This is a genomic window from Citrobacter freundii complex sp. CFNIH9 (genome assembly GCF_002903305.1).
GTDB lineage: Bacteria > Pseudomonadota > Gammaproteobacteria > Enterobacterales > Enterobacteriaceae > Citrobacter > Citrobacter portucalensis.
This window is the reverse complement of the sequence record NZ_CP026238.1, coordinates 3,508,355-3,531,003: the sequence shown is the minus strand read 5'-3', so window position 1 is coordinate 3,531,003 and position 22,649 is coordinate 3,508,355. Positions and strand designations below refer to the sequence as shown.

Below are 22,649 nucleotides of genomic sequence, written 5' to 3'. Positions count from 1 at the left end.
TACTACTTCCTGTAAATAGTGTATGAAGGCTTTGCCGCCCGATAGCCTGGCCCCGCCCACATATCACGTTGTCTAAAATCGGAGTACCACTCCTGACCGTCAAATATCGCCATATGCCCGCTTGGGTTTCCTCCCTCATAAGGTTGAATGACGACGACATCTCCTGCTCTGGGTTGTTCAAATGTGCCGATAGGACGGAATCCTGCGTTTTTTAACAGCGGTCCATAATCTTTAGCATGGTAGGTATTCCCAAGAGAGATACTTCCTGCCTGAATGGCTTTGCGGGTAAATTCTGCACAGCGCTTCTGAGAATGCGCGCCTGCATGTGATTTCGCATAATTTGTTGCTGCTGTTTTATTCCAGCTCATCATGACTCCTGTTAAAAGAATATGTAATAAGTTCGTGTATTGCTTTAACAGGATTTAATCTGATGGGCATGACCGATAGTGCTATTAATATCGGGAATATATTTGGTTGAGATATAAATTAATCTGCCATGCAAATTATGGGTAACGCATTTATAGTTTATGGTTATTTTTTGTGACGGTTATTTTTTCTGATTTCGAGAGGTAGCGCGATGGCCAAATCATGTCCGGCGTGGTTTCCAGCGCCTGTGCGATGATCTGTTCTGCTCTGGGCCAGTTGCGGGTAAATACATTTCGTAGCGAATCAGGAGACAAGCCCGCAGAACGTGACAATTCTCTGAGCGTAATGCCTCTTTTTTCCAGTGCACTTTTAATATCTGCACGATGCCAGTCTTGGCTTTTGTGTTCCATTCTGTAATCCTAAGAAGATGTGTTATCGGTGCCGATATTTTTCAGGGTATAAATTAGAAAAAAAGAACGTTACTTTCTTTTTGTCGTAGGAATATTGCCAGAATTAATTTGAAATTTCGCGAAAAAGAAAAAATATTTTTATTTCATCAGCAGAAAGGAAAGAAACTGATGGTAAAAGAGTGGTTCACGGTAAAGGAGTGTCTTGAATTACCGGGGTTTCCTGGAAGCGCACCAGCTGTACGTCTGCGCTTAAATACCTACAGTGAAGGGAAGGAGGGCGTTAAGCGCAAGTGCGCGAAATCTAAGGCCGAGGAATTTCATATTTCTGTGTTCCCACTGTATGTACGCTCGTATCTGAATGAAAATGAGAAAACAGAGGCGCCTGATCGCAACATTGTGCAGGAAGCCGAGCCCAAAGAGATTTGGGATATGATGTTCCGGCTCCTGACGCCGCAGCAGCGTGAACAGGTAACCGGGAGGTTTAGAGCGAAAGGCATTGATGCGGTATTTCCCTTTTTGTTCGTTGAGAAGTCACCGCTTTGAAACACACAGCTATGCTTTCACAGTTGACAGCCAGGGTCACTCGCAGGCAGACTCCAGCTTCAACATTATCCTCTTGATAATGCGTAAGCGTTTAACGTTATCCAACGCACCTTAATCCTGATAGTCAGGTAGAGGGGGCGTGGACATTCCTCGCCTTACTCTGCATTTTGGAGTAACGCATGACAGCTGTAACCCAACAAGAAAAAACACCTTCGGCGAACTTTTCGCTGTTTCGTATCGCTTTTGCAGTTTTCCTGACCTATATGACGGTCGGCCTACCTTTGCCCGTGATTCCTCTGTTTGTGCATCAGGAACTGGGCTATGGCAATACTATGGTCGGTATCGCCGTAGGTGTACAGTTTCTGGCAACGGTATTAACGCGCGGCTACGCCGGGCGCTTAGCCGATCAATATGGTGCTAAACGCTCGGCGCTACAGGGGATGTTTGCCTGTGGGTTGGCGGGCGCGGCGTGGCTTTTAGCCGCGCTATTGCCTGTTTCTGTCCCTGTAAAATTTGCGTTGTTAATCGTCGGGCGTTTGATCCTTGGTTTTGGCGAAAGCCAACTGCTCACCGGTACGCTGACCTGGGGGTTGGGGCTGGTCGGCCCAACACGCTCCGGTAAGGTGATGTCGTGGAACGGAATGGCGATTTACGGCGCGCTGGCCGCTGGTGCACCGCTGGGCCTGTTGATCCACAGCCACTTTGGCTTCGCGGCGCTGGCGGGAACGACGATGGTATTACCGCTGCTGGCATGGGCATTCAACGGCACCGTGCGTAAAGTGCCTGCGCATGCAGGAGAACGTCCTTCTTTATGGAGCGTAGTCGGGCTTATATGGAAACCGGGCCTGGGCCTGGCGCTGCAGGGCGTTGGCTTTGCGGTGATCGGTACCTTTATTTCACTCTATTTTGTCAGCAACGGCTGGACGATGGCGGGGTTCACCCTGACTGCGTTTGGTGGGGCGTTTGTGCTGATGCGCATTCTGTTTGGCTGGATGCCGGACCGTTTCGGCGGCGTGAAGGTTGCCGTTGTCTCTTTGCTGGTGGAAACTGCGGGGCTGATTTTGCTGTGGCAGGCCCCATCGGCCTGGATTGCGCTGCTCGGGGCGGCATTAACCGGGGCCGGGTGTTCGCTTATCTTCCCGGCATTGGGCGTCGAAGTGGTGAAGCGAGTGCCCGCGCAGGTTCGCGGTACGGCGCTGGGCGGTTACGCCGCGTTTCAGGATATCTCCTACGGTATAAGCGGTCCGGTCGCCGGGGTGCTGGCCACCGCGTACGGTTATCCCTCAGTGTTCCTTGCCGGGGCGATATCCGCCGTGGTGGGGATTATTGTAACGTTGCTTACGCTGCGTAAAGGTTAAGCGACCAGCCAGAAAATGGCTAACGCAATCATCAACGCAACAAACAGCAGTCCCGGTCGTGCCGACAGAGATTTAACCGTTTCAATCATCGGCGCGAACGGGCTGTAAATGGGCTGCAGATGACGCGGATCGCTGAGCTCACGTTCTCGTTCCACGCGACGCAGGAAAATTTGATTGAGCAAGTCCTGCACCTGCACCGTGGTCAGAATCGATTGTGGTTGGATCTGATACGTCTGCTGCGCGTATTCTTTTATCGCTGTCAGCTCATTCGGCTCTAATGGCAGCTTCAGCGCCGCCTGAAGCGTTTGTAGCGTAGGGGCGCTTTGCAGGCTGAGCGTCTGGCGCGCCTGCAGCCAGGTGACCAGGTGCGTAAACTGTTTGGCAGGGATCAGCTCACCGCTTTTTACGCCAGACAACTCCAGCATCGACTGCCAGATCATCTTCCCGGATTCTCCTGTGGCCGCCGCCAGTTTGGTAACTAACTGGTTCAGCGTATTGTGCTCTGCGGGGAGCAACGGGCGATCGGTAGCCGGGCGCTGCTGCGGCTGCGGTATCGACAGCTGTCCTTGTTGCAGCAGCGTGAGCACGTTCTTCAACTGCTCAGGCGTGAGCTGGCTGAGCGCCGTTTGCCCATACTGCTGACGGATAAAATCACTCACCGCCTGGCGATTATTTCCCTGGCTCAGTAATTCAGTGAGCTGCGAAAGCACCTGACGATTAACATGATTTTGTTGAGCAACCCCCAGTCGTTGGTTAAGGTTTTGCTCAGCGGCAGGAAAGTGACGTGATTGCAGCGGTGTATCACTTTTGACGCCCAGATCGTGCTTCATTCCGGCCCACACCTCAGCGCTTTGCTGCTGGGTGAGTGAAATCAAACGGGTAATTAGCCGTTCCAGCACAGTACGTTGTTGCGTGGATAGCGGTTGTTCACCCGCAGCGGAAGGGGCATTTTGGCCTTCGCCGGGAGGGCGTGCGGGCGTACCTGAAATGGGCTGCATCATCTCTGTTCCTTAAATCTGTGCTGACCAGGTCTCGCAGTATGCCTGGCGGCGAGATTATGGCACACTTGCCCGGTTAACTCTCGTTCTCAAACAGGTGCGAAAGACGTGAAAATCCTCGTTGATGAAAATATGCCCTATGCCCGCGAACTGTTCAGTCGTTTGGGGGAGGTCAAAGCGGTTCCCGGTCGTCCGATTCCCGTTGCTGAACTGGATGATGCGGATGCTTTAATGGTGCGCTCGGTGACGAAAGTAAATGAATCACTGCTTGGCGGAAAACCGGTTAAATTTGTCGGTACGGCAACCGCTGGCACAGACCATGTGGATGACGCCTGGCTTGCGCAGGCGGGGATCGGTTTTTCCGCCGCGCCTGGTTGTAACGCAATAGCGGTCGTAGAATATGTTTTTTCAGCGTTGCTGATGCTGGCGGAGCGCGACGGGTTTGCGTTACGCGATCGCACCGTAGGCATTGTGGGTGTGGGTAACGTGGGCGGGCGTTTGCAGGCGCGTCTGGAAGCGCTGGGGATCCGCACGCTGTTGTGCGATCCACCGCGAGCCGATCGCGGTGACGAAGGCAATTTCTGCTCGCTGGATGAACTGGTTGAGCAAGCCGATGTGCTGACTTTCCATACCCCGCTGTTTAAAGACGGGCCGTACAAAACGCTGCACATGGCGGATGACGCGCTGATTAGCCGGTTGAAGCCGGGCACTATTCTGATCAACGCCTGCCGTGGGCCGGTCATCGACAATACGGCATTGCTGAACCGGTTGAATGCCGGTCAGTCGCTGAGCGTTGTGCTGGATGTCTGGGAAGGAGAGCCGGATCTCAATGTGGCGTTGCTGGAGAAAGCCGATATCGGCACGGCGCACATTGCCGGGTATACCCTCGAAGGAAAAGCGCGTGGCACCACGCAGGTCTTTGAGGCCTATAGTAAGTTTATTGGTCACGAGCAGCACGTTGCGCTCAGTACCCTGTTACCCGCGCCGGAATTTGGTCGTATCACCCTGCATGGCCCGTTAGATCAGCCAACGCTGAAAAGGCTGGTGCATTTAGTGTATGATGTGCGCCGCGATGATGCGCCGCTGCGCAAAGTCGCTGGAATTCCGGGTGAGTTTGATAAACTGCGTAAAAATTACCTTGAGCGTCGTGAATGGTCGTCTTTATATGTGATGTGTGACGACGCAACGGCTGCTGCCTTATTGTGTAAGCTGGGTTTTAACGCTGTTCATCATCCGGCACATTAATGTCTTCTTAATGCTCCCTGTCGAATAATGCGACAGGGACGCTTACGTATTTCTTGGAGTAAATCACCATGTCTGAAGGCTGGAATATTGCCATTCTGGGCGCAACGGGCGCCGTAGGCGAAGCCCTGCTCGATACGCTGGCTGAACGCCAGTTCCCGGTCGGTGAAATTTATGCGCTGGCGCGTAATGAAAGCGCCGGTGAACATCTGCGTTTTAACGGTAAATCGGTCATAGTGCAGGACGTTGCAGACTTTGACTGGACGCAGGCACAGTTGGCATTTTTTGTTGCGGGCGCTGAAGCCACCGCCGCCTGGGTAGAAGAAGCCACTAATGCAGGTTGCCTGGTGATTGACAGCAGCGGTCTGTTCGCGCTTGAGCCAGACGTTCCGCTGGTGGTTCCGGACGTTAACCCGTTCGTGCTGGCGGATTACCGTAACCGCAATGTGATTGCGGTGCCTAACAGTCTGACCAGCCAACTGCTGTCTGCACTGAAACCGTTGATTGATGACGGTGGGCTTTCGCGTATTACGGTGACCAATATTATCTCAGCTTCCGCTCATGGCAAAAAAGCGGTGGATGCGCTGGCCGGACAGAGTGCAAAACTGCTTAACGGCATCCCGATTGACGAAGATGATTTCTTTGGCCGTCAGTTGGCATTCAACATGCTGCCGCTGCTGCCCGATCGTGAAGGTAGCGTGCGTGAAGAACGTCGTATCGTTGATGAAGTGCGCAAAATTATGCAGGATGATGGTCTGCTCATCTCTGCCAGCATCGTGCAGTCCCCGGTATTTTATGGCCACGCGCAGATGGTGAATTTTGAGGCCCTGCGCCCGTTGGCGGCGGAAGAAGCGCGCGATGCGTTTTCACGCGGTGAAGACGTGGTGTTGTCGGAAGAGACCGATTTCCCGACCCAGGTTGGCGATGCATCGGGCACGCCGCACCTTTCTATTGGCTGCGTGCATAATGATTACGGTATGCCAGAGCAGGTTCAGTTCTGGTCTGTGGCGGACAACGTACGCTTTGGCGGCGCGTTAATGGCGGTGAAAATTGCGGAAAAACTGGTGCAGGAGTACCTGTACTAATGTCTGACCAGCAACAGCCGTCAACCCATAAAATTGCGCTGGGCATTGAGTATGACGGCAGCAAATATTATGGCTGGCAGCGCCAGAACGAAGTGCGTAGCGTTCAGGAAAAACTGGAAAAAGCGCTCTCTCAGGTGGCGAATGAACGCATCAATGTTTTTTGTGCAGGACGCACGGATGCGGGCGTTCATGGCACTGGGCAGGTCGTGCATTTTGAAACCACTGCCCAGCGTAAAGATGCGGCCTGGACACTGGGGGTAAATGCGAATTTACCTGGTGACATCGCCGTGCGCTGGGTTAAAGCTGTACCCGATGATTTTCATGCCCGATTTAGCGCCACGGCTCGCCGTTATCGCTACATCATCTACAATCATCGGTTGCGCCCTGCTGTTTTGGGTAAAGGGGTAACCCATTACTATGAACCGCTGGACGCTGAGCGTATGCATCGTGCGGCCCAGTGTCTGATTGGCGAAAATGATTTTACCTCGTTTCGAGCGGTGCAGTGTCAGTCGCGCACGCCGTGGCGAAACGTGATGCACATTAACGTCGAACGTTTCGGTGCATATGTGGTGGTGGATATTAAAGCGAATGCCTTTGTACATCATATGGTCAGGAATATTGTCGGCAGCCTGATGGAAGTTGGCGCCAACAACCAGCCGGAGAGCTGGATAGCAGAACTGTTAGCGGCAAAGGACAGAACGCTGGCAGCGGCAACGGCGAAAGCGGAAGGATTGTATCTGGTTGCGGTAGATTACCCGGACCGGTTCGACCTGCCAAAACCGCCAATGGGCCCGCTATTTCTGGCGGACTAATTTGAGTCGTATAAAGGCAAAACTATGGACCTGATTTACTTTCTTATCGATTTTATCCTGCACATTGATGTGCACCTGGCGGAGCTGGTTGCGGAATACGGTATCTGGGTATACGCCATTCTGTTTCTGATCCTGTTCTGTGAAACCGGGCTGGTGGTGACACCATTCCTGCCAGGGGACTCGCTGCTGTTTGTTGCGGGTGCGCTTTCTGCGCTGCCAACCAACGATCTTAATGTTCATCTGATGGTGGCACTGATGATTGTGGCGGCGATTGTGGGCGATGCGGTGAACTACACTATTGGCCGATTGTTCGGGGAAAAACTTTTCAGTAACCCGAACTCCAAAATTTTCCGCCGCAGCTACCTGGATAAAACCCATGCGTTCTACGAGCGTCATGGCGGTAAGACGATTATCCTGGCGCGTTTCGTGCCAATCGTGCGTACATTTGCGCCGTTTGTTGCCGGTATGGGACATATGTCCTACCGTCACTTTGCGATGTATAACGTCGTAGGCGCATTGCTGTGGGTATTGTTGTTCACCTACGCAGGCTACCTGTTCGGCGATCTGCCGATCGTCCAGGAAAACCTGAAATTATTGATTGTGGCGATTATCGTCCTTTCCGTATTGCCGGGGGTGATTGAAGTAATTCGCCATAAGCGTGCTGCGTCACGGGCTGCAAAATAGAAAGTAACTCAGCGGTTCGACCACTTTTTTATCCAAAGTTTCGGGCTGTTATGTTTTAATGTGCAACATTCATGGTCTGTTAGGGGCAAAAATGGCATTATGCGCCCCTTATAACAAAGCTGACTAGGGTTCAGGCAGAAAGGTCACCAATGAGCTGGATTGAACGAATTAAAAGCAACATTACTCCCACCCGCAAGGCAAGCATTCCTGAAGGGGTGTGGACCAAGTGTGATAGCTGCGGTCAGGTTTTATACCGTGCTGAGCTGGAACGTAATCTTGAGGTCTGTCCGAAGTGTGACCATCATATGCGCATGTCGGCGCGCAATCGCCTGCATAGCCTGTTAGATGAAGGTTCTCTTGTGGAACTGGGTAGCGAGCTTGAGCCGAAAGACGTGCTGAAGTTTCGTGACTCCAAAAAATACAAAGACAGACTGGCTTCTGCGCAGAAAGAAACCGGCGAGAAAGATGCGCTGGTGGTGATGAAAGGCACGCTCCACGGTATGCCGGTCGTTGCTGCGGCATTCGAGTTCGCGTTTATGGGCGGCTCCATGGGCTCTGTGGTCGGCGCGCGTTTTGTCCGTGCCGTTGAGCAGGCGCTGGAAGACAACTGTCCGCTGATCTGCTTCTCTGCTTCTGGCGGGGCGCGTATGCAGGAAGCGCTGATGTCTTTGATGCAGATGGCGAAAACCTCTGCTGCGCTGGCGAAAATGCAGGAACGCGGTTTACCGTATATTTCTGTACTGACCGACCCAACAATGGGTGGAGTTTCCGCAAGCTTCGCGATGCTGGGCGATCTCAACATTGCAGAACCGAAAGCACTGATCGGCTTCGCTGGTCCGCGTGTTATCGAGCAAACCGTACGTGAGAAACTGCCGCCGGGATTCCAGCGCAGCGAGTTCCTGATTGAAAAAGGCGCTATCGATATGATCGTTCGCCGTCCGGAAATGCGCCTGAAACTGGCAAGCATCCTGGCGAAGCTGATGAATCTTCCTGCGCCGAATCCGGATGAGCCGCGTGAAGGCGAAGTGGTACCTCCGGTTCCCGATCAGGAACCAGAGGCCTGATAGTTTACGCTATGGGTTTCGGGTTGCAGGCAGGCGACAAGAGTGTTAATCCCGATGAACTTACACCGTTAAGTGATTCGGGAGTGCGAGTACAGCCAACACATCTGCAACGTGGAAAACGACGTGTAAAAAAGGGCAGGCCGGTTGGCGCTGCCCTTTTGCTTTTCTCAACGTAAAGAATCTACAGGCATCATGGACAATAAACGTATCCCTCAAGCCGCGTCGCCCCTGGCGTCGTGGCTTTCTTATCTTGAAAACCTGCACAGTAAAACCATCGATCTGGGCCTTGAACGCGTCAGCCAGGTGGCGCGTAAACTGGGTGTGTTGAAACCTGCGCCATTTGTTTTTACGGTGGCAGGAACCAATGGGAAAGGCACAACCTGTCGTACGCTGGAATCTGTGCTGACTGCGGCAGGCTATAAAGTTGGGGTGTACAGTTCGCCTCATCTGGTGCGCTACACGGAACGCGTACGCGTGCAGGGGCGTGAACTGCCGGAATCAGCTCATACCGCCTCGTTTGCTGAGATTGAAGACGCACGTGGTGACATTTCCCTGACTTACTTTGAATACGGTACGTTATCGGCACTCTGGCTGTTTAAACAGGCCCAACTGGATGTTGTTATTCTGGAAGTGGGGTTAGGCGGCCGCCTTGACGCCACCAATATCGTCGATGCCGATGTCGCAGTAGTCACCAGTATTGCGCTTGACCATACTGACTGGCTGGGCCCGGATCGCGAAAGTATTGGTCGTGAGAAGGCAGGGATTTTCCGCGCAGAGAAACCGGCCATCGTCGGCGAACCGGAAATGCCTTACACCATCGCGGATGTCGCTCAGGAGTGCGGGGCGATTTTGCAACGTTGCGGTGTGGACTGGCGCTATGCGGTCACGGAGAACGACTGGTCGTTTACTGATGTTCATGGAACGCTGGCGCACCTGCCGTTGCCGCAGGTGCCACAACCTAATGCTGCAACCGCACTGGCCGCACTGCGCGCAAGCGGCCTTAACGTCAGCGAGCAGGCCATTCGTGACGGTATCGAACAAGCGATTTTACCGGGACGCTTCCAGATTGTGAGCGAGTCGCCGCGGGTGATTTTTGATGTTGCCCATAACCCGCATGCGGCGGAGTATCTGACCGGACGTCTGAAAAAGTTAGTGAAAAGCGGGCGTGTACTTGCGGTTATCGGTATGCTACATGATAAAGATATTGCAGGTACGTTGGCCTGGCTGAAAAGTGTGGTTGACGACTGGTACTGTGCGCCCCTGGAAGGGCCGCGTGGTGCAACGGCAGAACAGCTGCTGGAGCACCTGGGCAAAGGCAACGCTTATGACAGCGTGGCGCAGGCATGGGCTGCGGCACTTGCTGAGGCGAAGCCAGAAGATACCGTGTTGGTGTGTGGATCGTTTCACACTGTCGCACATGTCATGGAAGTAATAGACGTGGGGAGAAGCGGTGGCGAGTAAGTTTCAGAACCGATTAGTCGGCACAATTGTGCTGGTCGCGCTCGGGGTAATTGTGCTTCCCGGGCTGCTTGACGGCCAGAAAAAGCATTATCAGGATGAATTTGCAGCGATCCCACTGGTGCCTAAACCCGGCGATCGCGATGAACCAGACATGATGCCTGCAGCAACGCAGGCGCTGCCGACTCAGCCGCCGGAAGGGGCGGCAGAAGAGGTGCGTGCGGGTGATGCTGCCGCGCCATCGTTGGATCCATCACGTTTGACGACGGCAAACAGCGCGGAGTTAGATCCTGTCCCTGCGCCTGTGGAACCACCGAAACCTAAACCGAAACCGCAGCCTGTTGCTGTCGCCCCGACGCCAACGCCGGCACCGACTCCAGCGCCGAAACCGGCCGCTGAGGAAGCGCCAGCCCCAACCGGCAAAGCGTATGTTGTACAGCTCGGTGCATTGAAAAACGCGGATAAGGTCAATGAGATCGTGGGTAAACTTCGTGGCGCGGGCTTCCGGGTATATACTTCCCCGTCAACGCCGGTGCAGGGTAAAATAACCCGCATTCTCGTAGGACCTGACGCCTCCAAAGATAAGCTGAAGAACTCGCTCGGCGAGCTGCAGAAGATCTCTGGTTTGAGCGGTGTGGTGATGGGGTATACCCCTAACTAAGGGATTGCGTTACGTTGCTCTGATGTAGGCCGGACAAGGTGTTTACACCGCCATCCGGCAGTGCCCGAAGAGGCATAAAATCGTATGGCGTTGAAGATTTTTTCAGCGCCATTTTTATTTACGCGTGGAAAGGAAATCCCTACGCAAACGTTTTCTTTTTCTGTTAGAATGCGCCCCGAACAGGACGACAGGGCGTAAAATCGTGGGACACATATGGTCTGGATTGATTACGCCATTATCGCGGTGATTGGTTTTTCCTGTCTGGTTAGCCTGATCCGTGGCTTTGTTCGTGAAGCATTATCGTTGGTGACTTGGGGTTGTGCTTTCTTTGTCGCCAGCCATTACTACACTTACCTGTCTGTCTGGTTTACGGGCTTTGAAGACGAACTGGTTCGAAATGGGATTGCTATCGCGATACTGTTCATCGCGACACTTATCGTCGGCGCTATCGTTAACTTTGTGATAGGCCAACTGGTAGAGAAAACAGGACTGTCGGGTACCGACAGGGTGTTGGGGATCTGCTTCGGTGCTTTGCGTGGAGCGTTGATCGTCGCCGCCATACTGTTCTTTCTCGATACCTTTACCGGTCTGTCGAAAAGTGAAGACTGGGGTAAGTCACAGCTGATCCCGCAGTTCAGTTTCATCATCAGATGGTTCTTTGACTATCTGCAAAGCTCGTCAAGTTTCTTGCCCAAAGTATAAACTTTGGGTCGTTGCTGAACGAGGAAAAGACGTATGTGCGGTATTGTCGGTATCGCCGGTGTTATGCCGGTAAACCAGTCGATTTATGACGCGTTAACGGTGCTCCAGCATCGTGGTCAGGATGCTGCGGGCATCATCACCATTGATGCCAACAACTGCTTCCGCTTGCGTAAAGCAAACGGAATGGTGAGCGATATTTTTGAAGCGCGCCATATGCAGCGTTTGCAGGGCAATATGGGCATCGGTCATGTGCGTTACCCAACGGCTGGCAGCTCCAGCGCCTCCGAAGCTCAACCTTTTTACGTCAACTCACCGTATGGCATTACGCTTGCCCACAATGGCAACCTGACCAATGCACATGAGTTGCGTAAAAAGCTGTTTGAAGAAAAGCGCCGCCACATCAATACCACTTCAGATTCTGAAATTCTGCTGAATATTTTCGCCAGCGAGCTGGATAACTTCCGCCATTACCCGCTGGAAGCCGACAATATTTTTGCGGCCATTGCGGCAACCAACCGCCAGATTCGCGGCGCCTATGCCTGCGTGGCGATGATTATCGGTCACGGTATGGTTGCCTTCCGCGACCCTAACGGTATCCGTCCGCTGGTGATGGGCAAACGCGATATTGGCGATGGCCGTACCGAGTACATGGTGGCGTCTGAGAGCGTAGCGCTGGATACGCTGGGCTTTGAATTCCTGCGCGACGTAGCACCTGGCGAAGCAGTGTACATCACCGAAAAAGGCCAGCTGTTTACCCGTCAGTGTGCCGATAACCCGGTGAGCAATCCATGTCTGTTTGAATACGTTTACTTCGCACGTCCTGACTCCTTTATCGACAAGATTTCCGTCTACAGCGCCCGTGTGAATATGGGGACTAAGCTTGGCGAAAAAATTGCCCGTGAGTGGGAAGATCTGGACATCGACGTAGTAATCCCAATCCCGGAAACCTCCTGTGATATCGCGCTGGAAATTGCCCGCATTCTCGGTAAGCCGTACCGCCAGGGGTTTGTGAAAAACCGCTATGTGGGCCGTACCTTTATCATGCCGGGCCAGCAGTTGCGTCGTAAATCTGTGCGCCGTAAGCTGAACGCTAACCGTGCGGAATTCCGTGATAAAAACGTGCTGTTGGTGGATGACTCCATCGTGCGTGGCACCACCTCAGAACAGATTATCGAGATGGCGCGTGAAGCCGGAGCGAAGAAGGTGTATCTGGCCTCTGCCGCCCCGGAAATTCGCTTCCCGAACGTTTATGGCATCGATATGCCTACGGCGACGGAGCTGATTGCGCATGGTCGTGAAGTGGACGAGATTCGCCAGATAATCGGCGCAGATGGTCTGATCTTCCAGGATCTGAACGATCTGATTGAAGCTGTCCGTGCTGAGAACCCGGATATTCAGCAGTTTGAATGTTCAGTGTTTAACGGCGTGTACGTTACCAAAGACGTCGACCAGCAATATCTCGATTTCCTCGACTCCCTGCGTAATGACGATGCCAAAGCGGTGTTGCGTCAGAACGAAGCGGAAAACCTTGAGATGCACAACGAAGGTTAATGTTTGCTCGCAAGCAAGGGCGCAACCTGCGCCCTTGCTTGCAACTCACCGTAATTTCCTGCAAAGTCGGCCCTGAGCAAGTAAGGGCGATTACACATGAAACGACTCATCATTGGTATTTCTGGTGCAAGCGGGGCAATTTACGGCGTGCGCCTGTTGCAGGTATTGCGTGACGTCACTGATGTGGAAACCCACCTGGTGATGAGTGCCGCTGCCCGGCAGACGCTGGCGCTGGAAACGGACCTCTCTGTGCGCGACGTGCAGGCGCTGGCAAATGTGAATCATGATAGCCGTGATATCGCCGCCAGTATCTCCTCCGGCTCTTTTCAGACTGCCGGAATGGTTATTCTGCCTTGTTCAATCAAAACGCTTTCTGGCATCGTCCACAGTTACACCGATGGGTTGCTTACCCGTGCGGCAGATGTGGTGTTGAAAGAACGTCGTCCGCTGGTGCTGTGTGTACGCGAAACGCCGCTGCATCTGGGGCATTTGCGATTGATGACGCAGGCGGCAGAAATTGGGGCGGTAATTATGCCACCTGTCCCGGCGTTTTATCATCGTCCGCAAACGCTCGATGATGTGATTAATCAAACGGTTAATCGCGTGCTTGACCAGTTTGATATTACCCTTCCGCAGGACCTGTTCACCCGCTGGCAAGGGGCGTAAGCCGTTCCATCAGCGTGCAAAGAATCATCCGTTGCCCTGTTTCAGGGCAATTTTGTAACCGCGATCATATCCTCAACATTTAATTCGTTAAAACTCAACGAAACGCTGCGGTTCAACCGCCAGACCTGCTATCTTCAAAATCAGGACATTATTGCAACGTTTTATTAACATATTTAACGTCGAATATCCTCATCGACGTGAAAATGGCATAAGACCTGCATGAAAAAGTCTGCAAACACACAACACAACGTAAAACATAATAAAATTACGCCACTTGAGGGTTATGTATGAAGAAGACGGTTCTTGCTTTGTCTTTGCTGGTAGGACTCTCCGCCACCGCGGCCAGCTACGCAGCACTTCCGCAGACGGTTCGTATTGGTACAGATACAACGTACGCTCCTTTTTCCTCTAAAGATGCCAAAGGCGACTTTGTCGGCTTCGATATCGATCTGGGAAATGAGATGTGTAAGCGCATGCAGATCAAATGCACCTGGGTTGCCAGTGACTTTGATGCGCTGATCCCATCGCTGAAAGCGAAAAAAATTGATGCCATCATCTCCTCGCTTTCTATCACCGAAAAGCGTCAGCAAGAGATTGCGTTCTCAGACAAACTTTACGCTGCAGACTCACGTCTGATCGCCGCGAAAGGCTCCCCAATTCAGCCGACTCTGGATTCCCTCAAAGGTAAACACGTTGGCGTCCTGCAAGGCTCTACTCAGGAAGTCTATGCCAATGACAACTGGCGCAGCAAAGGCGTGGACGTGGTGGCCTATGCGAACCAGGACCTCATCTATTCTGACCTGACGGCAGGCCGTCTGGACGCGGCATTGCAAGATGAAGTCGCGGCCAGCGAAGGCTTCCTGAAGCAGCCTGCTGGTAAGGATTACGCTTTTGCCGGTCCGTCGGTGAAAGATAAAAAATACTTTGGTGACGGAACCGGGATTGGCTTGCGCAAAGATGATGCAGAGCTGAAAGCCGCTTTCGACAAAGCGCTGGGCGAACTGCGTAAAGACGGCACCTACGACAAAATGGCGAGCAAATATTTTAATTTTAATGTCTACGGCGATTAATACAGCGGCGTGGGGAATTGACTGCACCATTGCGGGTAACCATTTCGGTGCATAATAAATTCAGTGCACTGTTTTGGTGCTTTTATCGCTGACTTAATAAGCATGAGTGCATACTTAAGCGCTTTTCATGCAAATAAATACCGCCGACAGGGTAGAATGCTTTGCCTTGTCGGCCTGATTAATGGCACGATAACTGCACCTGGTCCTGTAAAGATCCCCTATAAAAGACAGTCTGTTGAGGATAGTTATGAAAAAACTGGTGTTGTCTCTTTCTCTGGTTCTGGCTTTCTCCAGTGCTACCGCAGCATTTGCAGCCATTCCGCAAAAAATTCGTATCGGTACCGATCCTACTTATGCGCCGTTCGAATCGAAGAATGCGCAGGGTGAATTAGTCGGTTTTGATATCGATCTGGCTAAAGAGCTGTGCAAACGTATCAATACGCAATGTACCTTCGTGGAAAACCCGCTGGACGCGCTGATCCCTTCGCTAAAAGCGAAGAAAATCGATGCCATCATGTCCTCGCTTTCCATTACTGAAAAACGTCAGCAGGAAATCGCATTTACCGACAAGCTTTATGCAGCCGATTCGCGGCTGGTTGTCGCTAAAGATTCTGCTATTCAGCCGACCATTGAGTCGCTGAAAGGCAAACGTGTTGGTGTGCTACAGGGCACTACCCAGGAAACGTTCGGCAACGAACACTGGGCGCCAAAAGGTATTGAGATTGTCTCTTATCAGGGGCAGGACAATATCTATTCTGACCTGACTGCCGGGCGTATTGACGCCGCGTTCCAGGATGAAGTCGCGGCTAGCGAAGGCTTCCTGAAACAGCCAGTCGGTAAAGATTACAAATTCGGCGGCCCGTCTGTGAAAGACGAGAAGTTGTTCGGCGTGGGTACCGGTATGGGGCTGCGCAAAGACGATAACGAACTGCGCGAAGCGCTGAATAAAGCCTTTGCCGAAATGCGAGCTGACGGTACTTACGAGAAGCTGGCGAAAAAGTACTTCGATTTTGATGTTTACGGCGGTTAATTACCGCAGGTGCTGATAAAGCCCGTAGATTTTTGACGCGTTGAATTTATGCCCGATGGCACCGCGCTTATCCGGCCTACGGTGATTTTGTAGGCCGGATAAGGCAAGGCCGCCATCCGGCATTTAACGGTTAGTCTGAAATCAAAAGAGGCTTACTACTCCACCACACACGACAGGACAGGCAGCATGTTGTATGGCTTTTCAGGTGTTATTTTACAGGGCGCAATTGTTACGCTGGAGCTGGCACTCAGCTCGGTGGTACTGGCGGTTCTGATAGGTCTTGTCGGCGCAGCAGCAAAGCTGTCGCAAAGCCGGGCAATGGGGCTTATTTTCGAAGGGTACACAACGCTAATCCGCGGCGTGCCCGATCTGGTCTTAATGCTGCTCATCTTCTACGGATTACAAATCGCGCTGAATACCATTACCGATGCCATCGGTATCGGCCAGATTGATATTGATCCGATGGTTGCGGGCATTATCACCCTTGGATTCATCTACGGCGCCTACTTTACCGAAACTTTTCGCGGTGCGTTTATGGCTGTACCAAAAGGCCATATTGAAGCCGCGACGGCGTTTGGCTTTACCAGCTCACAAATATTTCGTCGCATTATGTTCCCGGCGATGATGCGATATGCCTTACCGGGAATCGGCAATAACTGGCAGGTTATTCTTAAGGCTACGGCGCTGGTATCGTTGCTTGGACTTGAAGACGTGGTGAAAGCGACTCAGCTTGCCGGGAAGAGTACCTGGGAGCCGTTCTATTTTGCCGTCGTGTGCGGGGTCATCTATCTGGTGTTTACCACTGTTTCTAATGGTGTGCTGCTGTACCTTGAGCGCCGCTATTCCGTGGGTGTGAAGAGGGCTGACCTGTGATCGAGATTATTCAGGAATACTGGAAGTCCCTGCTGTGGACCGACGGATATCGCTACACTGGCGTCGCTATCACCCTGTGGCTTTTGATTTCGTCAGTAGTGATGGGCGGAATACTGGCACTCTTTTTGGCGATTGGTCGCGTTTCCAGTAATAAATTTATCCAGTTTCCCATCTGGCTGTTCACCTATATTTTTCGTGGGACGCCGCTGTACGTTCAGCTACTGGTGTTTTATTCCGGGATGTATACGCTGGAAATAGTTAAAGGCACGGACTTCCTCAACGCGTTTTTCCGCAGCGGGCTGAATTGCACCGTGCTGGCGCTGACGCTGAATACCTGCGCCTATACCACGGAGATTTTCGCCGGGGCTATTCGTTCCGTGCCTCACGGTGAGATTGAGGCTGCGCGCGCATACGGTTTCTCGTCATTCAAACTGTATCGATGCATTATTTTACCGTCCGCGCTGCGTATTGCGCTGCCGGCATACAGTAATGAAGTCATTTTAATGCTGCACTCCACGGCGCTGGCATTTACGGCCACGGTGCCAGATTTGTTGAAAATCGCTCGCGATATCAACTCGGCAACGTATCAGCCGTTTACCGCCTTCGGTATTGCCGCTGTGCTGTATTTGATTATTTCGTATGTCCTGATCAGTCTGTTCCGTAAAGCGGAAAAACGCTGGTTGCAGCATGTATCCTCTAAATGATTCGAGTAACACGATGTCTGAAAATAAATTAAACGTTATCGATTTACATAAGCACTACGGCGAACATGAAGTGCTGAAAGGGGTATCGCTGCAGGCCAACGCGGGTGATGTTATCAGCATTATTGGCTCGTCAGGTTCCGGTAAAAGTACCTTCCTGCGCTGCATTAACTTTCTCGAGAAACCGAGTGCCGGGTCGATTGTAGTCAGCGGTCAGAACATTGGTCTGGTGCGCGACAAAGACGGCCAGTTGAAGGTTGCGGACAAAAATCAGCTACGCCTGCTGCGTACGCGTCTGACGATGGTCTTTCAGCACTTTAATCTGTGGAGTCACATGACAGTGCTGGAAAACGTCATGGAAGCGCCGATTCAGGTGTTGGGGCTGAGCAAGCAGGAAGCTCGCGACCGTGCGGTGAAGTATCTGGCTAAAGTGGGCATTGATGAGCGCGCACAGGGCAAATATCCGGTGCACCTGTCCGGTGGTCAGCAGCAGCGTGTTTCCATTGCCCGTGCGCTGGCGATGGAACCGGAAGTGTTGCTGTTTGATGAACCTACGTCGGCGCTTGATCCTGAGTTGGTGGGTGAAGTGCTGCGCATTATGCAACAGCTGGCTGAAGAGGGGAAAACCATGGTGGTGGTGACCCACGAAATGGGGTTTGCTCGTCATGTTTCCACGCACGTGATTTTCCTGCATCAGGGGAAAATTGAGGAAGAGGGCGACCCGGAGCAGGTATTCGGTAATCCGCAAAGCCCGCGTTTGCAACAGTTCCTTAAAGGATCGCTGAAGTAAGTCAACAGCCCGGAGGCGCTACGCTTTCCGGGCTTACAATTTTAGCGCGTCGCGCTCCAGCCGAAACACCCAGTCGTCGTAGGCGATGCCGTCAATCTCATACGCCTTTTCCAGTACCTGCGTACGTACAAAGCCTGTCTTTTCCAGAATACGTATTGAACCCTTGTTATCCGCCAGCGCGTATGCGTTTATCGCCGTCACACCTGCATGCTCGAAGGCATACTGGCACACTGCTCGGACGGCTTCACTGGCAATACCTTTCCCCTGAGCCTGTGGCATGATGGCGTAGCCGAGGTCGGCCTCGTGCGGGTAAAGATGGCTGATTTGCAGACCAATATCGCCAAGTGGCGTCGGGCTGTTATGCTCACGGATGACGAAAGTGTGCTGTGCGGCCAGACGTCTGGCGAATAACAGCCGCGTATCTTTCGCCGGGGCGATGTTGCCCATATAGCGCATGACTTCAGGACATTCACGGAGTTTCTGGAAAAATGACCAGTCAGAAAATTGAAACAAAGAGAGGGTAAGTCGGGGAGTCGATATTATCGCCATAACGTCGCCATTGCGGAAATCTGGTCTATAACCTTACCACCACAACGGCGACTGTGAATAGTGCATAGGGGTTATCGGATGACATCCGCCAGCGCTTCTTCTAAATCGTACCAGCGAAACGTAAAACCGGAAGCTTCCAGGCGTTTGGGCAATGCGCGTTGTCCACCAAGGACCAGTACTGACGATTCCCCCATCAGCAGTCGCATAGCGGTGGCGGGAACGCGCAGAATGGCAGGGCGGTTCAGAGCGTGACCCAGCGCGTGGGCAAACTGCTCATTGTGCACCGGGTATGGCGAAACCATATTGAAGGGACCACGCAGATCGTTATTCAGCAGCCAGATAATTCCGTTGACCATATCATCAACATGGATCCAGGCCATATACTGGCGTCCATTACCGATCGGGCCGCCTAAGCCAAGACGAAACGGCGGGACCATTTTTGCCAGAATGCCGCCTGCTGAGGCCAGTACCACGCCGGTACGCAGCATACATACGCGGGTTTTGTCGCTTTGCGCAGTGCTGGCAATTTGCTCCCAGCGGGCGCACAGCTTGTGGGTAAATTCGTTATGCGGTGGCTCTTCTTCCGTAACCACAACTTCGCCCAAATCACCGTAGTAACCGGTAGCGGAACCGGAGATTAACACTGAGGGCGGCGTCTCGCTGGCATTGATTAAATCGACCAGTTTCTGCGTAATGCCCCAACGGCTCTGGCACAAGCGTTCCTTTTGCTGTGCGCTCCAGCGCTTATCTGCAATAGGCTCTCCGGCAAGGTTAATCACGGCATCAATATTATTGAGATGTTGCCGCTCTTCCAGTCCTTTCCATAACGTGACCCGAGAGTCGAGAATCTGACGAGCCTTATCAGGGGTACGTGTCACTACGATTATCTGATGCCCCAGTTCCAGCAGGCAGGGGATCAGATGACGTCCAATCAGGCCAGTACCGCCGGTAATCAGAATCTGCATGTCGCCTCCCGGGTTACGTTTTAGCGCTGCCAGCTCAGCGTCATTGATACTGAGTCGGCGTAACGCAATGCGTGAAGTTTATCTATCTCGACTTCAGCATAAGTGACCCAGTGATGTTCGCGTGCGATATCGAGCACATCTTGAGTTAATTTTTCTAACAATGAGAAGCGGTTACCCTCCACGTGGGCAATGATGCTTTTGGTTATAGTGCGGTAATTCAGCGCGTCGTTGATATCTTCGCTGGTACGCGCTTTGTCTGCCGGATAGTGAATGGCAATGTTGATGACGATATCCTGGCGGTTAAGGATCTCCTCTTCTTTAATGCCGATAAAGGTGCGCAGACGAAGGTTTTTTATACGAATAATAGCGTCAGGTTGTGACATTGCAGGTTTCCTCCATGTATGAACCTCTGCATGATACACGAGAACCGAATTGCGTCACCGCTTCTCACTCAGTGCTTGCTGCATGGCGCGTTCCGTGGCAGGACGTGTACGGATGCGTTCGTGCCAGTTATTGACCGCCGGGTAATTGTCGAGGTCGATGCGCTGACGCTGATGGGCGTGGATCCACGGCCAGCAGGCAATGTCAGCAATGCTGTAGTGATCGCCTCCCAGCCAGGGTGACGTTTCCAGACGTTTATTCATCACGTTGTACAGGCGCTGGGTTTCAACCTGGTATCTTTCAATAGCGTAAGGGATCGTTTGCGGAGCGTAATGACTGAAATGATGATTCTGCCCCAGCATGGGACCCAGACCGCTGACCTGCCAGAACAGCCACTGCAGTGTGGTGTGGCGTTCGCGTAATTCACCGCTGAGCAGCTTACCGCTCTTCTCCGCCAGATAGAGTAAAATTTCTCCGGACTCAAACAAGCTGATGGGCCTTCCGCCATCTTCCGGCGCATGATCGATAATGGCCGGGATTTTATTGTTCGGCGAGATCAGCAGAAAATCGGGGCGAAACTGGCTGCCTTTGCTGATATCGACATGAATCAGACGGTATTGCAGCTGTGCCTCTTCAAGAAACAGCGTGATTTTGTGACCGTTTGGCGATGGCGTGTAATAGAGATCGATCATTTTCAGCATCCGTTTTGTCATGAACCGGGTCATTACAAGTATAGAGCCTGTTGGCGTGCGTGAGTTTTCATCAAGTGACAGCGAGAGAAAGACTCTATATTTTGAAAGCAAGCCAATACACTTCAGAGGACATTATGAGCAAATCTGCAATTACGCTGTGGTCAGATGCCAATTTTTTCTCCCCCTACGTGCTGTCTGTTTATGTCGCTCTGCAAGAGAAGGGGCTACCTTTCACGCTGAAAACCGTTGATCTCAATAGTGGTGAACACTTGCATCCTTCATGGCAAGGTTACGCCTTGACGCGCCGCGTACCGGTTCTTGAGATCGATGGTTTTGAACTGAGCGAATCATCAGCGATTACGGAATTCCTGGAAGAGAGCTTTGCACCGCCACAGTGGGAGCGTATCTACCCACACGATGTACAAAAGCGCGCTCGGGCGCGCCAGGTTCAGGCGTGGATCCGCAGCGATTTAATGCCTATCCGTGAGGAACGATCAACAGATGTCGTTTTTGCTGGCGTGAAGAAAGGACCGTTAAGCGAAGCGGGAAAAGCCAGTGCGGAAAAACTGTTCGCTACTGCGAGCAGTTTACTGAGCCACGGTAAGCAGAATTTATTTGGCGAATGGTGTATCGCTGACTGTGATTTAGCGCTAATGCTTAATCGCCTGGTCCTGAATGGTGATGAGGTTCCAGAAGCGCTTGCGGAATACGCCACCTTCCAGTGGCAGCGCGCTTCAGTACAGCGTTTTATCGCGCTTTCAGCGAAGCGTTCCTGCTGAAAAACGGGCCGTAATCCAGTATCATTACAAGGTAATTTTCAGCGAGGAGTGAGTGATGAAACTGATGTTCGCATCGGACATTCATGGTTCGTTGCCAGCCACGGAACGCGTACTCGAACGGTTTGCTGCAAGCGGCGCGCAATGGCTGGTGATATTGGGTGATGTTTTAAACCACGGGCCGCGTAATGCGCTTCCAGAAGGCTATGCACCTGCGCAGGTTGCTGAACGGTTGAATGAACTGGCATCGCGAATTATTGCGGTGCGTGGTAATTGCGACAGCGAAGTGGATCAGATGCTCCTGCATTTTCCGATGACTGCGCCGTGGCAGCAAATTCTGACAGAAAACCAGCGACTCTTTTTGACGCACGGACACCTTTTTGGCCCGCAAAATATGCCGGCGCTCAATGCGGGCGATGTTCTGGTCTATGGGCATACTCATCTGCCGGTTGCTGAGCGGCGCGAGGGTATCTATCATTTCAATCCCGGCTCGGTAAGCATCCCGAAAGGGGGCTTTGCGGCAAGTTACGGGATTCTGGATGATAATGTTCTCAGCGTAATGGCACTCAATGATCAAAGTGTTATTGCACAGGTCGAGATTAATCCGTAATTTACCCCACAAACATAAACGCGCCGTAAGAGCGCCAGAAAAAAGAAGGTTTCCTGATGGTGGAACAGCGTCGTTTGGCAAGTACTGAATGGGTGGATATTGTGAATGAAGACAACGAAGTCATTGCACAGTCCAGCCGGGAACAAATGCGGGCGCAACGCTTACGCCATCGTGCAACGTATATCGTTGTGCATGATGGTATGGGCAAAATTCTGGTTCAACGTCGCACTGAGACAAAAGATTTTTTGCCCGGCATGCTGGATGCCACCGCAGGCGGTGTGGTTCAGGCTGACGAGCAGATGCTGGAATCAGCGCGTCGTGAAGCAGAAGAGGAACTGGGGATTGCGGGCGTGCCGTTTGCCGAGCATGGTCAGTTTTACTTTGAAGATCAGAACTGTCGCGTATGGGGCGGGTTGTTTAGCTGCGTTTCCCACGGACCGTTTGCGCTTCAGGAAGATGAGGTCAGTGAAGTTTGCTGGTTGACGCCGGAAGAAATTACCGCGCGCTGCGACGAATTTACACCGGACTCCCTGAAAGCCCTGGCGCTGTGGATGACCCGCAACGCCAAGAATGAAGGGGCGAAAGCCGAAAAGCAGGAAGAAGCTGAGTAAA

The 22,649-nt window shown here is 52.4% G+C and carries 27 protein-coding genes; 20 read left to right on the top strand and 7 right to left on the bottom strand.

What is annotated here, in order from left to right; genetic code table 11:
- Positions 1-2: 2 nt before the first annotated feature.
- Together C2U43_RS18070 and C2U43_RS18065 are read right to left on the bottom strand one after the other, a co-directional pair.
- Positions 3-368 carry a hypothetical protein gene (locus C2U43_RS18070; RefSeq protein WP_103285590.1) on the bottom strand — a complete coding sequence of 122 codons (366 nt, stop codon included), beginning with the start codon at positions 366-368 and terminating at the stop codon, positions 3-5.
- Between the two features lie 150 nt (positions 369-518).
- Positions 519-776: a helix-turn-helix domain-containing protein gene (locus C2U43_RS18065; RefSeq protein ID WP_060683488.1), complete on the bottom strand. Its 258-nt coding sequence runs from the start codon at positions 774-776 to the stop codon at positions 519-521.
- Between the two features lie 168 nt (positions 777-944).
- Here C2U43_RS18065 and C2U43_RS18060 point away from each other — a divergent pair, with 168 nt between their 5' ends.
- Entirely contained in the window at positions 945-1,319 is a 375-nt protein-coding gene (locus C2U43_RS18060; protein WP_103286011.1) for a hypothetical protein, read from the top strand.
- Positions 1,320-1,498: 179 nt separating this feature from the next.
- Positions 1,499-2,677: an MFS transporter gene (locus C2U43_RS18055; protein WP_003834805.1), complete on the top strand. Its 1,179-nt coding sequence runs from the start codon at positions 1,499-1,501 to the stop codon at positions 2,675-2,677.
- Here C2U43_RS18055 and flk read toward each other — a convergent pair.
- Complete coding sequence (flk, locus tag C2U43_RS18050; protein ID WP_003845068.1) at positions 2,674-3,675, bottom strand: flagella biosynthesis regulator Flk; 1,002 nt, start codon at positions 3,673-3,675, stop codon at positions 2,674-2,676. The genes C2U43_RS18055 and flk overlap by 4 nt on opposite strands.
- Before the next feature lie 108 nt (positions 3,676-3,783).
- Between flk and pdxB the strand changes: the two genes are divergently transcribed.
- The 15 genes from pdxB (at position 3,784) to hisP (ending at position 18,064) form a co-directional block, all read left to right on the top strand.
- A complete protein-coding gene (pdxB, locus tag C2U43_RS18045; RefSeq protein WP_079939919.1) occupies positions 3,784-4,920 on the top strand; it encodes a 4-phosphoerythronate dehydrogenase PdxB in 1,137 nt (378 codons plus the stop codon).
- 68 nt (positions 4,921-4,988) lie between these two features.
- Positions 4,989-6,002, top strand: coding sequence for an aspartate-semialdehyde dehydrogenase (locus tag C2U43_RS18040; RefSeq protein WP_008785360.1), 1,014 nt, complete (start codon positions 4,989-4,991; stop codon positions 6,000-6,002).
- Positions 6,002-6,814 (top strand): tRNA pseudouridine(38-40) synthase TruA, encoded by an 813-nt coding sequence (gene truA / locus C2U43_RS18035; protein WP_003028142.1) that lies wholly within the window; start codon positions 6,002-6,004, stop codon positions 6,812-6,814. Before C2U43_RS18040 ends, truA begins: the two co-directional genes overlap by 1 nt.
- 24 nt (positions 6,815-6,838) lie before the next feature.
- Positions 6,839-7,498: a DedA family protein gene (locus C2U43_RS18030; RefSeq protein ID WP_003028140.1), complete on the top strand. Its 660-nt coding sequence runs from the start codon at positions 6,839-6,841 to the stop codon at positions 7,496-7,498.
- A gap of 149 nt (positions 7,499-7,647) precedes the next feature.
- Positions 7,648-8,562: an acetyl-CoA carboxylase, carboxyltransferase subunit beta gene (accD, locus tag C2U43_RS18025; RefSeq protein WP_003834797.1), complete on the top strand. Its 915-nt coding sequence runs from the start codon at positions 7,648-7,650 to the stop codon at positions 8,560-8,562.
- Between the two features lie 192 nt (positions 8,563-8,754).
- Positions 8,755-10,023: a bifunctional tetrahydrofolate synthase/dihydrofolate synthase gene (gene folC, locus C2U43_RS18020; RefSeq protein WP_103285589.1), complete on the top strand. Its 1,269-nt coding sequence runs from the start codon at positions 8,755-8,757 to the stop codon at positions 10,021-10,023.
- Entirely contained in the window at positions 10,013-10,681 is a 669-nt protein-coding gene (gene dedD, locus C2U43_RS18015) for a cell division protein DedD (RefSeq protein WP_003834793.1), read from the top strand. The genes folC and dedD overlap by 11 nt, the downstream gene beginning before the upstream one ends.
- 213 nt (positions 10,682-10,894) lie before the next feature.
- Positions 10,895-11,383 carry a colicin V production protein gene (cvpA, locus tag C2U43_RS18010; RefSeq protein ID WP_003028129.1) on the top strand — a complete coding sequence of 163 codons (489 nt, stop codon included), beginning with the start codon at positions 10,895-10,897 and terminating at the stop codon, positions 11,381-11,383.
- Positions 11,384-11,416: 33 nt separating this feature from the next.
- A complete protein-coding gene (gene purF, locus C2U43_RS18005) occupies positions 11,417-12,934 on the top strand; it encodes an amidophosphoribosyltransferase (RefSeq protein WP_003028127.1) in 1,518 nt (505 codons plus the stop codon).
- Between the two features lie 96 nt (positions 12,935-13,030).
- A complete protein-coding gene (locus tag C2U43_RS18000; RefSeq protein ID WP_060683492.1) occupies positions 13,031-13,600 on the top strand; it encodes a UbiX family flavin prenyltransferase in 570 nt (189 codons plus the stop codon).
- A 287-nt stretch (positions 13,601-13,887) separates the two neighbouring features.
- A complete protein-coding gene (gene argT, locus C2U43_RS17995) occupies positions 13,888-14,670 on the top strand; it encodes a lysine/arginine/ornithine ABC transporter substrate-binding protein ArgT (RefSeq protein ID WP_103285588.1) in 783 nt (260 codons plus the stop codon).
- Between the two features lie 247 nt (positions 14,671-14,917).
- Positions 14,918-15,700 (top strand): histidine ABC transporter substrate-binding protein HisJ, encoded by a 783-nt coding sequence (gene hisJ, locus C2U43_RS17990; RefSeq protein ID WP_003028120.1) that lies wholly within the window; start codon positions 14,918-14,920, stop codon positions 15,698-15,700.
- A gap of 186 nt (positions 15,701-15,886) precedes the next feature.
- On the top strand, positions 15,887-16,573 hold the full coding sequence (locus C2U43_RS17985; protein WP_003028118.1) for a histidine ABC transporter permease HisQ: 687 nt from the start codon (positions 15,887-15,889) through the stop codon (positions 16,571-16,573).
- Positions 16,570-17,277, top strand: coding sequence for a histidine ABC transporter permease HisM (gene hisM / locus C2U43_RS17980; RefSeq protein ID WP_003028116.1), 708 nt, complete (start codon positions 16,570-16,572; stop codon positions 17,275-17,277). Before C2U43_RS17985 ends, hisM begins: the two co-directional genes overlap by 4 nt.
- Before the next feature lie 13 nt (positions 17,278-17,290).
- Entirely contained in the window at positions 17,291-18,064 is a 774-nt protein-coding gene (gene hisP / locus C2U43_RS17975) for a histidine ABC transporter ATP-binding protein HisP (RefSeq protein ID WP_003028114.1), read from the top strand.
- Positions 18,065-18,097: 33 nt separating this feature from the next.
- Here the strand turns inward: hisP and C2U43_RS17970 are convergent, their stop codons facing one another.
- The 4 genes from C2U43_RS17970 to yfcG all read right to left on the bottom strand — a co-directional run bounded on the left by C2U43_RS17970 (position 18,098) and on the right by yfcG (position 20,651).
- Positions 18,098-18,613, bottom strand: coding sequence for a GNAT family N-acetyltransferase (locus C2U43_RS17970; RefSeq protein WP_103285587.1), 516 nt, complete (start codon positions 18,611-18,613; stop codon positions 18,098-18,100).
- Between the two features lie 71 nt (positions 18,614-18,684).
- Positions 18,685-19,578: a TIGR01777 family oxidoreductase gene (locus C2U43_RS17965; RefSeq protein ID WP_003834782.1), complete on the bottom strand. Its 894-nt coding sequence runs from the start codon at positions 19,576-19,578 to the stop codon at positions 18,685-18,687.
- Positions 19,579-19,598: 20 nt separating this feature from the next.
- Positions 19,599-19,961 (bottom strand): dihydroneopterin triphosphate 2'-epimerase, encoded by a 363-nt coding sequence (folX, locus tag C2U43_RS17960; protein ID WP_003028107.1) that lies wholly within the window; start codon positions 19,959-19,961, stop codon positions 19,599-19,601.
- 54 nt (positions 19,962-20,015) lie between these two features.
- Entirely contained in the window at positions 20,016-20,651 is a 636-nt protein-coding gene (gene yfcG / locus C2U43_RS17955) for a GSH-dependent disulfide bond oxidoreductase (protein WP_020996685.1), read from the bottom strand.
- Positions 20,652-20,785: 134 nt separating this feature from the next.
- On the opposite strand from yfcG, the gene yfcF reads away from it, so the two are divergent.
- From yfcF to yfcD, 3 genes are read left to right on the top strand one after another with little or no spacing between them, the layout of a single operon-like run.
- Positions 20,786-21,430 (top strand): glutathione transferase, encoded by a 645-nt coding sequence (gene yfcF, locus C2U43_RS17950; protein ID WP_003834778.1) that lies wholly within the window; start codon positions 20,786-20,788, stop codon positions 21,428-21,430.
- Between the two features lie 55 nt (positions 21,431-21,485).
- Positions 21,486-22,037: a phosphodiesterase gene (yfcE, locus tag C2U43_RS17945; RefSeq protein WP_048234823.1), complete on the top strand. Its 552-nt coding sequence runs from the start codon at positions 21,486-21,488 to the stop codon at positions 22,035-22,037.
- 56 nt (positions 22,038-22,093) lie between these two features.
- Entirely contained in the window at positions 22,094-22,648 is a 555-nt protein-coding gene (yfcD, locus tag C2U43_RS17940) for an NUDIX hydrolase YfcD (RefSeq protein WP_003834775.1), read from the top strand.
- The last annotated feature ends 1 nt before the right edge of the window (position 22,649 follow it).

Bases quoted from the DNA above. Each gene is read 5' to 3' on its own strand.
- C2U43_RS18000 (WP_060683492.1), top strand. From the start codon at position 13,031: ATGAAACGACTCATCATTGGTATTTCTGGTGCAAGCGGGGCAATTTAC.
- yfcD (WP_003834775.1), top strand. From the start codon at position 22,094: ATGGTGGAACAGCGTCGTTTGGCAAGTACTGAATGGGTGGATATTGTG.
- C2U43_RS18055 (WP_003834805.1), top strand. From the start codon at position 1,499: ATGACAGCTGTAACCCAACAAGAAAAAACACCTTCGGCGAACTTTTCG.
- hisJ (WP_003028120.1), top strand. From the start codon at position 14,918: ATGAAAAAACTGGTGTTGTCTCTTTCTCTGGTTCTGGCTTTCTCCAGT.
- yfcF (WP_003834778.1), top strand. From the start codon at position 20,786: ATGAGCAAATCTGCAATTACGCTGTGGTCAGATGCCAATTTTTTCTCC.
- cvpA (WP_003028129.1), top strand. From the start codon at position 10,895: ATGGTCTGGATTGATTACGCCATTATCGCGGTGATTGGTTTTTCCTGT.
- yfcE (WP_048234823.1), top strand. From the start codon at position 21,486: ATGAAACTGATGTTCGCATCGGACATTCATGGTTCGTTGCCAGCCACG.
- C2U43_RS18040 (WP_008785360.1), top strand. From the start codon at position 4,989: ATGTCTGAAGGCTGGAATATTGCCATTCTGGGCGCAACGGGCGCCGTA.
- flk (WP_003845068.1), bottom strand. From the start codon at position 3,675: ATGCAGCCCATTTCAGGTACGCCCGCACGCCCTCCCGGCGAAGGCCAA.
- C2U43_RS18030 (WP_003028140.1), top strand. From the start codon at position 6,839: ATGGACCTGATTTACTTTCTTATCGATTTTATCCTGCACATTGATGTG.
- C2U43_RS17965 (WP_003834782.1), bottom strand. From the start codon at position 19,578: ATGCAGATTCTGATTACCGGCGGTACTGGCCTGATTGGACGTCATCTG.
- C2U43_RS17985 (WP_003028118.1), top strand. From the start codon at position 15,887: ATGTTGTATGGCTTTTCAGGTGTTATTTTACAGGGCGCAATTGTTACG.
- hisP (WP_003028114.1), top strand. From the start codon at position 17,291: ATGTCTGAAAATAAATTAAACGTTATCGATTTACATAAGCACTACGGC.
- argT (WP_103285588.1), top strand. From the start codon at position 13,888: ATGAAGAAGACGGTTCTTGCTTTGTCTTTGCTGGTAGGACTCTCCGCC.
- folX (WP_003028107.1), bottom strand. From the start codon at position 19,961: ATGTCACAACCTGACGCTATTATTCGTATAAAAAACCTTCGTCTGCGC.
- C2U43_RS18065 (WP_060683488.1), bottom strand. From the start codon at position 776: ATGGAACACAAAAGCCAAGACTGGCATCGTGCAGATATTAAAAGTGCA.
- accD (WP_003834797.1), top strand. From the start codon at position 7,648: ATGAGCTGGATTGAACGAATTAAAAGCAACATTACTCCCACCCGCAAG.
- yfcG (WP_020996685.1), bottom strand. From the start codon at position 20,651: ATGATCGATCTCTATTACACGCCATCGCCAAACGGTCACAAAATCACG.
- C2U43_RS18060 (WP_103286011.1), top strand. From the start codon at position 945: ATGGTAAAAGAGTGGTTCACGGTAAAGGAGTGTCTTGAATTACCGGGG.
- folC (WP_103285589.1), top strand. From the start codon at position 8,755: ATGGACAATAAACGTATCCCTCAAGCCGCGTCGCCCCTGGCGTCGTGG.
- purF (WP_003028127.1), top strand. From the start codon at position 11,417: ATGTGCGGTATTGTCGGTATCGCCGGTGTTATGCCGGTAAACCAGTCG.
- C2U43_RS18070 (WP_103285590.1), bottom strand. From the start codon at position 368: ATGAGCTGGAATAAAACAGCAGCAACAAATTATGCGAAATCACATGCA.
- C2U43_RS17970 (WP_103285587.1), bottom strand. From the start codon at position 18,613: ATGGCGATAATATCGACTCCCCGACTTACCCTCTCTTTGTTTCAATTT.
- truA (WP_003028142.1), top strand. From the start codon at position 6,002: ATGTCTGACCAGCAACAGCCGTCAACCCATAAAATTGCGCTGGGCATT.